Here is a 12686-nt window from a genome sequence, read left to right on the forward strand (position 1 = left end):
TCGTCCCCAACACGATCCGCGCCGCGCTGCGGCTCGGGTCGTCCCCATCGGGCAGCCGCATCAGGTCGTCGATGCGGTCGAGGGCCAGGACCTGCGTCTCGCGAGCCGGGCCACCCGCGATGAGCGGCGCCACGGCATCGGAGAGGCGGGTGGCGTTGCACTCGGCCTGAATGAATTCGGGCATCGCGTTCTGACCGAGGATCAGGTTCGGCAGGACGATGGTCGGAACCTGGATGAGGCGGCGGGCGACCAGTTCCTCCATCCGCGAGACCTTGTAGGCCACCACCATCGGCACGCCGGCCAGTGCGAGTTCGAGGGTGACGGTGCCCGAGGCGGCGAGCGCCGCTCGCGCCCGGCGGAAGGTGGCGTATTTGGCGGCTTCGCCGTGGACGAGGCGCACGGGCGCGTCCCAGGCGATCGCCAGCCGCTCGATCAGCGCGCGGTGGCGCGAGACGGCGGGCAGGACCGCGTCGATCGGGCCGAGGCGCTTCGTGAGGTTCGCCAGCGTCTTCCCGAAGACGGGCATCAGCCGCTCGATCTCGGAGCGGCGGGAACCGGGCAGCACGACGAGGGTCGGCGGCGAGGCCTCGCGGGCGAGCGCCTCCTTCGGGCCGGGCCGCAATTCCGAGAGGCGTTCGATCAGCGGGTGGCCGACATAGGTGCAGGTCGGGCCGCCGAGGCGCCGGTGGGCGTCGGGCTCGAACGGCAGCAAAGCCAGCACGTGGTCGATGAACGGACGCATCCTGGCCGCCCGCCAGGGCCGCCATGCCCAGACGCTCGGGGAGACGTAGTCGACGATCGGCAGCTCGGGCATCTGCTTGCGCACCCGCGAGGCGACCGCATGGGTGAAGCCGGGGCTGTCGATGATGACGAGGACGTCCGGCCGGGCCTCGACCACGTCGCGCACGGTCTGGCGGATGCGGCGCAGGAGCGTGCGCAGGCGTGCGGCGACGGGCAGGTAGCCCATGACGGCGACGTCATCGATGGGAAACAGCGAGGCGAATCCCTGCGCCGCCATGGCCTCGCCGCCGACGCCGCCGAAGACGATGGGCCGCTCGGAGAGGCCCCGCAGGCCGCGCATGAGCTTGGCGCCGAGCTGGTCGCCCGAATCCTCGCCCGCCACGAGCCAGATCTTGCGCGGCTCGGCACTCATGCGCCGATCCTCAGGCCCACGACGAAAAGGCCGGCGCGGTCGGCGGCCGCGACCGTCGCCTCGCGGTCGATGATCAGGGTCAACCCGGCCTGGATCGCCAGTCCGGCGCAGCCCGCCGCCGCGGCCTTGCGGACCGTGCGGGGACCGATCGCCGGCAGGTCGACGCGCAGGTCCTGCCCCTCCTTGGCGAGCTTGACGAGGACGGTGCCGGCCTGCGCCCGGCCGAGCCCGAAGGGGCGCCTGCCGAGTGCCCTGGCGCGGGCGAGCATGCGGTCGGTCCCCTCGGGGCCTTCCACCGCCACGGCGCGCAGGGCCGCGACGACGGCGGCTTGGCCAACGTCATAGGGCGACAGGGCGCCGAGCAGCGCCCGGCCGGTCGCGACCGAGAGCGATGCGGCGCCATCGGGGGCATGGCGACCGAGCTGCCCTTCCGGGCTCAGGAGATCCGGCGCCACGCTGTGGACGCCCACGACCCGGTGCCCCCTGTCCTCGAGGAGCGAGAGGGCACCGCGCAGGAGCCGATCGTCGCCGCCGCTCGCCATGGCGCGCAGCACTTCGCGGTTGCGCAGGGCGGCGGCGGCATTGAGGATCGCGGCCGGGCTCGGCCGCGAGACGCCGCCCGCCGGCACGATGCTGACCGGCCCCCAGGCATCGAGGATCTTCAGGATGCCAGCGATGTCGAGGAGGTCGGCGCTGGCGCCGGCTCGCCTGCGCATCGGTGCCTCGGCGAAACCCCGGATGGCGAGGACGCGGTAGGCCCGTCCCGCCCTGTCGAGGGAGGCCGCCACGAGCTCGGGCAGCCGCCCGGCGCCGGCGATGAGGACGAGGGGGCCGTCGGGCAGCGGGTCCGGTGCCGCCAGCGACGCGGACAGGGTCATGGTCGCGTCCCGAGGCCCGGCCTCGCGCGTCGGCGAGAGGTGGTCACGCCGTTCCCGGCGTCCCGCGCGGCGTGCACAGCGAGCGCTTCCCCCCGGCCCGGACGAAGGCGATGATGTCGGCGACCGCCGGCTGGGTCTCGAACTCGGCCGCCACGTCCTCCAGTCGCTCCATCAGGGTACCCTCGGGGGCGAAGAGCAGGCGGTAGGCGCGGCGCAGGGTGTGGATGTCCTCGCGGGCAAAACCCCGGCGCTGCAGGCCGATGATGTTGAGGCCCGACAGGTAGGCGCGGTTCCCCAGCGCCATGCCGTAGGGGATGCAGTCGTTCTCCAGTCCCGACAGGCCGCCGACGAAGGCATGGGCACCGACGCGGGCGAACTGGATCACCGCGGCTCCTCCTCCCAGGATGGCGTAGTCGCCGACCGTGCAATGGCCCGCCAGCATGACGTTGTTGGAGAAGATGACGCCGTCGCCGACGCGGCAATCGTGCCCGACATGGGCGTTGGCGAGGAAGGCGCAGCGGTCGCCCACCACCGTCTCCAGGCCGCCGCCCTCGGTGCCGGGATTCATGGTGACGCCCTCGCGGATCATGCAATCGGCGCCGATCGTCAGCGTCGAGGCCTCGCCACGATATTTCAGGTCCTGCGGCGGATGCCCGATCGAGGCGAAGGGATAGAGCTTGGTGCGCGGCCCGATCCGGGTCTGGCCGGCCACGACCACGTGGCTCACGAGCTCGCAGCCTTCCCCGAGGCTGACCTGGCGCCCGACATGGCAGAAGGGGCCGATCCGCACGCCGTCGGCGATCTCGGCCCCGTCCTCGACGATCGCGCTCGGATGGATCGCGGCGCTCACTCTGTCACCAGCATGGCGCCGATCTCGGCCTGGGCGACGAGGGTGTCGCCGACCCGTGCCTCGCCGCGGAACCACCACATCGTCTTGCGCTGGCTGATCTTGGTCATGTGGTAGCGCACCGTGTCGCCGGGCACGACGGGCTTGCGGAACTTGCACTTGTCGATGGTCATGAAGAAGACCTGCTTGGCGCGGACGTCGTCGGTCATGATGTGCTGGCAGCAGATCGCACCGGCCGTCTGGGCCATGCCCTCGATGAGGAGGACGCCGGGAAAGACCGGCAGGCCGGGGAAATGCCCGGTGAATTGCGGCTCGTTGATCGTGACGTTCTTGATGCCGATGCAGGATCGGTCGCCGTCGATCTCGATGATGCGGTCGATCATCAGGAAGGGGTAGCGGTGCGGCAGGAGTTCCAGCACCTTCTGGATATCGGCCGAGCCAAGTTCACCCCTGGCTTCATCTCCGCCGGTCTCTCGCGGCATCTCGTTCATCGATCCAAGCACCCTCGCTGTGCGTCTGGCGCTCCCGAACGCCCGCGCCCACACCGTCACCGACGGAAGACCGGCCCTCTTCTGAACAAATCAGGGCCATTGCAAGGCCCTTCGCGCTGGACGGGCGCGATCTCGCGGCCTGGATCCGATCAGTCGCGCCCGGTCGGGGGCTCGTCCGCGGCGGGCTTGGCTGGGTCCCGTCCCGAGGTCTCGGCCAGCCGTGCCAGCGTCGTCAGTTCCCGGAACCAGGCGCGGACGGGCTTGGCCGGCGTACCGCCCCAGCGGCTGCCGGGGGGCACGTTGCGGCTGACGTTGGAGGAGCCGGCGATCTGCGCGCCCATGCCGATGCGGATATGGCCGACGACGCCGACCTGTCCGCCGAGCACCACGTAATCCTCTAGGGTCGTCGAGCCGGAGATGCCGACGCCCGAGACGATGATGCAGTGGCGGCCGATCACGACGTTGTGGGCGATCTGGACGAGGTTATCGATCTTGGTGCCCTCGCCGATCACCGTATCGCGGCTGGCTCCGCGGTCGATCGTGGTGTTGGCGCCGATCTCGACGTCGTCCTGGACGATGACGCGGCCGATCTGCGGCACCTTGAGATGGCCGCCGGGACCCATGGCGAACCCGAACCCATCCTGGCCGAGGCGAGCACCCGGATGGACGATGACGCGGTTGCCGAGAAGCGCGTGGGTCAGCGTCGCGCCGGCACCGATCGCGCAGTCGCGTCCGACGCGCACGTCGGGACCGACCACCGCGTTGGGACCGATCACGGTGCCAGAGCCGACCTCCGCCCCGGGGCCGATCACGGCGCCGGGATCGACGCGGACGCCGTCTTCGAGGCGGGCATCGGGGTGGATGTGCGCCCCCGGGGACAGGCCCGACGCACCGAACAGCGAGCCGGGCCGCATGGCCTCCGGATACAGGCGTGCGAGGATCCCCGAATAGGCCCGATAGGGATCAGGCAGCACCAGGGCGAGGGTGGAACCCGGGACACGGGCTGAGAAGCGGCGGGAGACGAGGCAGAGGCCGGCACGGGTCGCGCCGAGCGCGTCCGCGTAGCGGGCATTGTCCATGTAGGCGACGTCGTCGGGGCCTGCCGTCTCGAGGGGCGCCGCCCCGGTGAAGACGGCCGAGGGGTCTGCGCCGGCGGGTACGGAAACGCCACAAGCCTCGGCGATGGCGCCGAGGCTCAGGGTCGTCCTGGTCCTGAAGAATACCGGATCAGTCATCATGCGGGTGCTCCGCTCCCGAGGGGGAGCGGAGCGTACCGATCAGAAGCGCGAGCCGCCCGAGAAGCGGAAGGCCTGGAGCTGATCCTTGCCGACGCGACCGTAGAACGTGCCGTCGGCACCGAACACCTTCTGGCCTTCGTCCTTCGACAGGGCGTAGGCGTAGTCGAAGCGGATCGGTCCGAGCGGCGAGTTCCACAGGATCGAGGCGCCGATCGAGGAGCGGATCACGGCCTTGTCGCGGACGTTCACGCATTCCGGCTCGACCGGAATGGCACCCACCCCGGTGCTCGTATAGTTGCAGAACCCGCCCGGCGCGATTCCGTTGATGAACGCGTCGCCGTTCACGTTGAACTGCGTGCGGCCGTTATAGCCGAACAGCGTACCGGCATCGGCGAAGAGCGCGCCCTTCAGGCCGAGATCGCGCGGGATCCCGGGGATCGGGAACTGAACCTCGACGGTGCCGCCCACATAGGTGGTGCCGCCGATGGCGTTGGAGCGGCTGTCGGCGATGCCGACGTCGCGCGGGCCGATGCCGTTGGGGGCGAAGCCGCGGACGAGCGACGGTCCGAGGAAGAACTGATCGGTGATGCGCAGCGGATCGTCGTTGAGCGCCGTGATATGGCCGCCCTGGAACCGAACGAAGCCGACCACGTCCTCGGTGAGTTCCTTGTAGTAGCGGGCATCGCCCGTCGCACGGAAGAACTTCGAGTCGCCGCCGAGGCCTGCGACGTCCGGCTTCAGTTCGGCATAGAGGCCGTTGCGCGGCAATTGCAGGTTGTCGAGGGTCGAATAGGCGAGCGTCACGCCGGCAAGCGAGGTGAGGGTGTTGCCCTGCGAGCCCTTGAGGGCTATCGACGCCTCGCCATCGAAGGCGCAGTTCGGGTAGGCCGGCAGGCCGCTGATGTCGCGACCGTTGAAGCTCGTCCCGGCGCCATAGGTCGCGGTATATCCGGGGATCGCGACGGAGCAGTCGTTATACGGCCGCTTGATCGTGTTCGGGACCTTCAGCTCGGTGTTGTAGAGCGAGTAGCGCAGGGTCACGCCGAACTCTTCCGTGATGGGAAGGCCGACGCGGAGCTGTCCGCCGTAGACGGTGGTCTCGTAACGCGAGTAGCGGGTCTGGTCGCTGTACTTGTAGAACGCGTCGAAGCCGGCGGCGAGGCGGTAGCCGAGGAAGTACGGCTCCGTGAACGAGAAGTCGACGCCGCGCGAATACTGGCCGGCGGTGCCGGCGACGCGGACGTACTGGCCGCGGCCGAGGAAGTTCGACTCCGAGACCGAGACCTCGGCGATGATGCCGTCCTGGGTCGAGTAGCCACCCGCGACCGAGAACGATCCCGTGGGCTGATCCTCGACGTCGATGTTGATGATCACGCGGTCGGCCGAGGTGCCCGGCTCGTTGGAGAAGCGGACCTTCTTGAAGAAGCCCAGACCGTTGAGCCGGCGCTCGGCGCGGTCGGTGAGGACGCGGTTATAGGCATCGCCCTCGGTGATATCGAGCTCGCGGCGGATGACGTAGTCGCGGGTGCGGGTGTTGCCGCGGATGTTGATGCGCTCGACGTAGACGCGCGGGCCGTCCTCGACCACGAACCCGAGGGAGACCGTCTGGGTGGCGCGGTCGCGCTGCCCGGTGGGGCGCACTTGCGCAAAGGGATAACCCTGGCGGGCGACCTGGGTGGTCACGCCGGTCAGCGTCCGCTCGACGTCCTCGGCGTTGTAGACGTCGCCGACAGCGGTGCGCACCTCGGTGTCGAGCACGCCGGTATCGACGCCGGGCAGACGGGAATCGATCGCGACGGCGCCGACCCTGTACTGAGCACCCTCCTCCACCGTGACCGTGATGGCCCAGCCCGCATCCTCGCCCTCGACGTAGCGGGCGTCGGCATTGACGATGCGGAAGTCGGCATAGCCGTTCTTGAGGTAGTAGCGGCGCACGACGTCGAGGTCGTTGGTGATCCGATCGGGATCGTAGACGTCGGACGTCTTGATGAAGCTCAGGAAGTTCATCTCGGAGGAGGACATCAGCTCCTTGAGCTTGCCTTCCGAGTAGACGTTATTGCCGACGAAGTTGATCGCCTTGATGCCGGTCTTGTCGCCCTCGTCGATGACGTAGATCACGTCGATGCGGCCGTTCGGCAGGTCCACGGTGCGGTAGCTGACCTTGGCGCTGCCACGTCCGGCGCGGCGGTAGACCTCGCGGATGCGCTGCATGTCGGCATCGACGACGGCCCTGCTGAAGGCGCTCCGGCCCTTGGCCTCGATCTGGCCCTCGAGGGTGGCCTTCTCGACCTTCTTGTTGCCCTCGAACACGACGCGGTTGATGACGTTGTTCTCGCGGACGCTGACGACGGTGCTGCCGCCGCTGCGCGAGACCTTCACGTCGGAGAACAAGCCCGTGGCGAGCAGGTTGCGGCGCGCTTCCTCGGGCGATCCCGAGGCGGCCCCGGTCACGTAGGACCGGATGGTGTCGGAATCGACGCGCTGGTTGCCCTGGACGACGATCTGCTGTGCCTGCGCGGCACCGCTCAGCACCAGCCCGGCTGCCGCGGCTGCGACAAGGACGATGGCCTGTTCGGCCGACTTGCGCCGGCGCTTCGTCGTCATCGACATCATGTACAAGCCCGTCTCTTTTATTGTCAGCACGGGTTCTCACCCGCAGACGAGCGACCGTTTACCGGCCGTCCCGACGTCTGGTCTCTGGTCCAGCTTCTACCCAGTTTCCAAGGCGAAGCAAACGCTCGGGTCTGCCGGCGTAGGGGGATTTTGGGGGGACGTGGCCTTCCGGTCACTTAACGGTTCCGCACGACCCGCGATCAGGGTGTACGCAACGTAAACACGCCCTCCTCCCCCTCGAACAGGGGAATGGCGGGCAGTGCGAAACGGCACGTCCTGGTGACGGAACGGCCGGGTCGTCGATCCGACTCAGGTCGCGCGGCTCCACGAGGCGGCGAGATTGAGGATGTCGTTCCAGCCGGCGAACAGCATCAGCATGAGCACGAGGGCGAGGCCGATCCGGAAGCCGATCTCCTGGGCCTTCTCGCTCAACGGCCGGCCGCGCAGGGCCTCGAAGGCGTAGAACATCAGGTGCCCACCATCGAGCATCGGCACCGGGAACAGGTTGAGGAGGCCGATCGAGACCGAGAGCAGCGCGATGAGGCTGATCAGGCCGCCGACCCCGCCGACCTTGGCGACCTCACCGGAGACGCGGGCGATGCCGATCGGCCCGGAGAGCTGGTCGGGGGATTCACGGCCGGTGACGAGCTTGCCGAGATAGCTCATCGTGCGGTCGACGACGAAATAGGTCTCGTAGACGCCGAGCCGGAGCGATTGCAGGGCCCCGTACTGGACGAGCTTTGCCTCGGTGCCGTTGGGTCCCTTCAGGCCGAGGCGGCCGAAGCGGTGCTGGCCGAAGGGCGTGCGCTCCTCGACCACTTCCGGGATCGCGGTGAGTTCCCTGGGCTCGCCCGCCCGCTCGACGAGAACCTTGAGGGCGGTGCCCGCGCTCCCCGTGACGGTCCGCTGCATGTCGGTGAAGCTGCCCACCGGGGAGCCGTCGATGGAGCGGATGACGTCGCCGGGCTGGAACCCGGCGCGCTCCGCCGCGCTGCCGGCGACGACGGAATCGACCCGGGCCGGGGTCTCGTAGCGCCCACCGAAATAGATCGCGCCGGCGAAGACGAGGATCGCGAGGATGAAGTTGGCGACCGGCCCGGCCGCCACGATGGCGGCGCGCTTGGCCACCGGCTGCGTGGGAAAGCTCGTCTCACGCTCCTGCGGGCTCATTCGCGCCACCGTCTGCGCATCCGGCATGCTGGCGCCATTGGCGTCGCCGTGGAACTTGACGTAGCCGCCGAGCGGGATCGCGCAGAGCTTCCAGCGCGTGCCGTGCCGGTCGTTGAAGCCGACGAGTTCCGGCCCGAACCCGATCGAGAAGGCATGGACGCCGACGCCGCACCAGCGGCCGACCAGGAAGTGACCCATCTCGTGGACGAAGACCACGATGGTAAGGACGATGAGGAAAGGGATGACGGCGCCGAAGAACCCGGTGGCGGTCCCGCCCATGGCGGTCAGGAAGTCCATATCTCTGTCCTCTCGGCCGGGCGCTCAGCCGTTCCCCTCACCTTGTAACAGATCGGACGGCCAGGCCGCCAACGCAAACCCAAGCGGCCGGTCGCCCTTGTCGCATCATGGTGACCGGTCCGATCACCCGGCCCTGCGCGGTTCCGGCAGGGCCGCCGCGCTCCAGTCGCGCACATGCGCGTCGATGGCGAGGGCCTCGTCGACGTCGGCGGGCGCCGTGCGGTACTCCGCGGCGAAATGTGCGCAGGCGCGCTCGACGAGGTCGGCGATGCCGTAGAACGGGATCGCGCCGCGGATGAAGGCGGACACCGCGATCTCGTTGGCGGCGTTCATGACGGTGGGCATCGCACCGCCGTCGCGAAGCGCCGCCCGCGCGATGCGCAGGCACGGGAACCGGGCCTCGTCGGCGGCCTCGAAGGTGAGGCTGCCCGCCGCCACGAGATCGAGACCGCGTCCGCGCTCGATCGTCAGGCGGTCGCCGAGCCCGAGGCAATGGGCGATCGGCACTCGCATGTCCGGCATGGCGAGACCCGCCGTCACCGCCCCGTCGCGCCAATGGACGAGGCCGTGGACGATGGATTGCGGATGCACGACCACGTCGAGGCGCTCGGGCTCGATGGAGAAGAGATGGTGCGCCTCGATCAACTCCAAGCCCTTGTTCATCAGGGAGGCGGAATCGATGTTGATCTTCATGCCCATCGACCAGGTCGGGTGGGCGGCGGCCTCCGTCGGCGTGGCGGCGGCGATACGGGCCGCATCCCAGGTCCGGAACGGGCCTCCGGAGGCGGTGATGGTCATCTTGGCCACATCCGCGACGCGGCCGTCGCCCAGCGCCTGGGCCAGCGCGTTGTGCTCGGAATCCACCGGCAGCAGCCTCGCGCCGTAGCGGGCGGCGTCGCGCATGAAGGCGTCGCCGGCGCAGACCAGGCTTTCCTTGTTGGCGAGGGCCACGGTGCGGCCGAGGCGCAGCGCGGCATGGGTCGGACGCAGGCCGGCTGCGCCGCTCACGGCGGCGACGACGATGTCGGCCTCGCGCGCCACCGCCTCCATTACGGCCGCCTCGCCCGCACCATTGGCGATGCCCGTGCCCGACAGCGCCTCGCGCAGGGCCGGGCCTGCGGACTCGTCGGCGAGGGCCACGAAGTCGGGCCGGAGGTCGCCGGCGAGGGCCGCCAAGGCCGCCGCATCGCGGCCGCCGACCAGGGCACCGACCCGGAAGCGGCCGGGATGCTGCTGCAGGAGGTCAACGGTGGAGCGGCCGATCGAGCCGGTGGCGCCGAGGACGGTGACGGTGAGGCTCAACGAGACATTCCTTCAGGCTGCCGAGAAGCGGCGCGCGGCGAGATAGAGACCGGTGAGAAGCGCGACGGCGAAGAAGCCGTCGAGGCGATCCATGACGCCGCCGTGACCGGGGATGGACCGCCCCGAATCCTTGACGCCCCAATGCCGCTTGAGGGCGGATTCGGCGAGATCGCCGCTCTGGCTGCAGACGGAGGCCGTGGCGCTCGCCAACGCCACCACGGCGAGCGGCGTCGCCGCGAGCGTGCTCCAGCCCTGGGACCGGGCGATCATGACGAGGGCGGCGCCCGCCAGGGTGCCCGCGGCCAGACCGCCGAGCGCCCCGGACCAGGTCTTGTTCGGGCTCACCCGCGGCATCAGCTTGGGGCCGCCGAGCGTCCGGCCGGTGATGTAGGCGACGACGTCGGTGGACCACACCACCGCGAACATCCAGGCGGGTCCGATGATGCCGATGGCGGGATCGTCGCGCAGGGACGCGGGTACCAGCGCGATCACCGCCCCGCCGAGGAGGCCGACGACGGCGTGCAGTCGCGACGCCAGGCCCCGGGTGAGGCTTGCGAGGACGAGGCCGGCGATCGCCAGCAATCCCCCCAGCACCGCCGGGGGCGCGTCGAGCCGGGCACAGAGCACGAGGCCGGCGAGCGCGGCCACGGTCGTGACCACGAGGGGCCGGGCCGGGGACAGCCGCGTCATCGCGATCCATTCCGCCGCACCGACGATCGCGGCCGCGAGCCAGATCAAGGCGAAGGGCCATCCGCCGACCGCCAGGGCCGACACCACGGCGACGGCCATGACCACCCCGGAGATCGCCCTGAGCCGGAACTCGCTGCCGCCGAGGCGGTCGCGCCTCCGCACCGGCGGGGACCCGCCGTCGGGCTGCATCAACCGGCCTTGTCGCTCAGGCCACCGAAGCGGCGATCCCGGCGATGGTACTCGTCGATGGCCGCGCGGAAGACGTCGTGGTCGAAATCCGGCCAGAACTCGGGCACCATGACGTACTCGGCATAGGCCGTCTGCCAGGTGAGGAAATTCGACAGGCGGTGCTCCCCGGAGGTGCGGATGACGAGATCCGGATCCGGGATGCCGGTGGTGTCGAGGGCCGCGGCCACCGTCTCCATGCCGATCTCGCCTGGGCGCATCCGCCCGTCCGCGACCGCCTCGGCGAGTTGGCGCATGGCGCGCAGGATCTCCTGGCGACCGCCGTAGTTGAAGGCGACCACCAGGGTCAGCCCGGTATTCAGGCGGGTCCGCTCTTCGGCCTCCTCGAGTAGGCCGGCGATGTCCGGGCTCAGACCCTCGCGGTCTCCGATGATCCTGACACGCACGCCGTGGGCATGCAGGTCGGTGAGGTCGCGGCGCACGAACAGCTTGAGCAGGCCCATCAGGTCGGCGACCTCGGCCGGCGGACGGCGCCAGTTCTCGGAGGAGAAGCCGTAGATCGTCAGGTAGGTGACCCCGAGCTCGATCGCCGATCGGACGGCGCGGCGCACCGCCTCGACGCCCCGGCGATGACCCTCCACCCGCGGCAGGCCGCGCCGGGCCGCCCAGCGACCGTTGCCGTCCATGATGATCGCCACATGGGCGGGTGCCGCCTGGCGGTCGAGGGAGGACGCCGTCGCCTCGGACGCGGTGAAGGACGGCGGCGCGCCCTCGCGGGAGGCCAGGGACGGGGCCTCGCTTCGCAACTGACCCTGTCCCGTCGCGGCGGGCGCCATCATCTCGACGTCGGACGTCATCGCTGCCCTGATCTGACGCGCGTTCGTGAGGCGATCCACCGCGTCTCCTCCTCGTCCACTGACCCGGTCGATCGTTCGGCCAGGTTTCGTGGCCTTGCACAAGAACCCATGCTTATGGGTTTTTGATGATGCATCGTCCTGTGCGGCGAACCCTGAGACACGCTGCGGAACGATGCTCAGGGGAACCGCGGCTCATCGCAACAACTCCTTAGCCTGGAGCCTGCCGCCACAGCGTACCACAAGCCCCATGCCGGTCGCTCGGCGCCGTCCCGGACGCAACATCGCCCCTAGACCTGCATGATCTCCTTTTCCTTGCTTGCGAGGACGCCATCGATCTCGGTGATGTGCTGGTCCGTGGCCTTCTGGACCTCGGCCGCCTGACGCGTCTCGTCGTCCTCACTGATGGCCCCGTCCTTCTCGAGCTTCTTGAGATGGTCGAGGCCGTCGCGACGCACGTGGCGGACCGCAACGCGGCTCTCCTCGGCGTATTTATGCGCGACCTTCACCATCTCCTTGCGGCGCTGCTCGTTCATTTCCGGGATGCGCAGGCGGATCGTCTGCCCTTCGGTCTGCGGATTGAGGCCGAGATCGGATTCGCGGATCGCCTTCTCGACGGCGCTGACCATGCCGCGATCCCAGACCGAGATCGAGAGGAGGCGCGGTTCGGGCACGCTCACGGTGGCGACCTGCGCCATCGGCATCGCCGCGCCATAGGCGTCGACCGTGATCGGATCGAGGATGCTGGGGGTGGCCCGGCCGGTGCGGAGCGAGCCGAGATCGCCCTTCAGGGAGGCGACGGCCCCCTGCATGCGGCGCTTGATGTCGTTCAGGTCGAAGTCTGGAAGTGCCATGCGTGCGGGTCCCGACGCGAACAGGGAGAAAAGCCAGGCCGCTGGGCCGGTTCGTGGGCTTCAATGAACGAAAAACATGGCTCTCGCAAATGACCTTCGCGCCATCGCGCCCT

The 12686-nt window shown here is 69.6% G+C and carries 11 protein-coding genes; all 11 read right to left on the reverse strand.

The genetic code is table 11. The features are described from left to right. Window positions 1-1153: lipid-A-disaccharide synthase (gene lpxB, locus ACFE7U_RS08185; protein WP_375409235.1), on the reverse strand; the 1153-nt coding region annotated here is incomplete at its 3' end. Further along, entirely contained in the window at window positions 1150-2031 is an 882-nt protein-coding gene (locus tag ACFE7U_RS08190) for an LpxI family protein (protein ID WP_375409236.1), read from the reverse strand. The genes ACFE7U_RS08190 and lpxB, both read right to left, overlap by 4 nt. Before the next feature lie 43 nt (window positions 2032-2074). After that, window positions 2075-2881, reverse strand: coding sequence for an acyl-ACP--UDP-N-acetylglucosamine O-acyltransferase (gene lpxA / locus ACFE7U_RS08195; RefSeq protein ID WP_375409237.1), 807 nt, complete (start codon window positions 2879-2881; stop codon window positions 2075-2077). Then, window positions 2878-3360: a 3-hydroxyacyl-ACP dehydratase FabZ gene (gene fabZ, locus ACFE7U_RS08200; protein ID WP_375409265.1), complete on the reverse strand. Its 483-nt coding sequence runs from the start codon at window positions 3358-3360 to the stop codon at window positions 2878-2880. The genes lpxA and fabZ overlap by 4 nt, the downstream gene beginning before the upstream one ends. A 158-nt stretch (window positions 3361-3518) precedes the next feature. Next, window positions 3519-4604, reverse strand: a complete 1086-nt coding sequence (lpxD, locus tag ACFE7U_RS08205) for a UDP-3-O-(3-hydroxymyristoyl)glucosamine N-acyltransferase (protein WP_375409266.1) — start codon at window positions 4602-4604, stop codon at window positions 3519-3521. Between the two features lie 42 nt (window positions 4605-4646). Further along, complete coding sequence (gene bamA / locus ACFE7U_RS08210) at window positions 4647-7220, reverse strand: outer membrane protein assembly factor BamA (protein ID WP_375409238.1); 2574 nt, start codon at window positions 7218-7220, stop codon at window positions 4647-4649. Between the two features lie 309 nt (window positions 7221-7529). Next, window positions 7530-8687, reverse strand: a complete 1158-nt coding sequence (gene rseP / locus ACFE7U_RS08215; RefSeq protein ID WP_375409239.1) for an RIP metalloprotease RseP — start codon at window positions 8685-8687, stop codon at window positions 7530-7532. 123 nt (window positions 8688-8810) lie between these two features. After that, window positions 8811-9989 (reverse strand): 1-deoxy-D-xylulose-5-phosphate reductoisomerase, encoded by a 1179-nt coding sequence (gene dxr, locus ACFE7U_RS08220; RefSeq protein WP_375409240.1) that lies wholly within the window; start codon window positions 9987-9989, stop codon window positions 8811-8813. Window positions 9990-10001: 12 nt separating this feature from the next. Further along, window positions 10002-10868 (reverse strand): phosphatidate cytidylyltransferase, encoded by an 867-nt coding sequence (locus ACFE7U_RS08225; protein WP_375409241.1) that lies wholly within the window; start codon window positions 10866-10868, stop codon window positions 10002-10004. Continuing rightward, window positions 10868-11650, reverse strand: a complete 783-nt coding sequence (locus ACFE7U_RS08230) for an isoprenyl transferase (RefSeq protein WP_375409267.1) — start codon at window positions 11648-11650, stop codon at window positions 10868-10870. The genes ACFE7U_RS08225 and ACFE7U_RS08230 overlap by 1 nt, the downstream gene beginning before the upstream one ends. A gap of 359 nt (window positions 11651-12009) precedes the next feature. Next, on the reverse strand, window positions 12010-12573 hold the full coding sequence (frr, locus tag ACFE7U_RS08235) for a ribosome recycling factor (RefSeq protein WP_375409242.1): 564 nt from the start codon (window positions 12571-12573) through the stop codon (window positions 12010-12012). Between the last annotated feature and the right edge of the window lie 113 nt (window positions 12574-12686).

Origin of the sequence: uncultured Methylobacterium sp. (genome assembly GCF_964251405.1) — a bacterium.
In the GTDB taxonomy this organism is placed as follows: domain Bacteria; phylum Pseudomonadota; class Alphaproteobacteria; order Rhizobiales; family Beijerinckiaceae; genus Methylobacterium.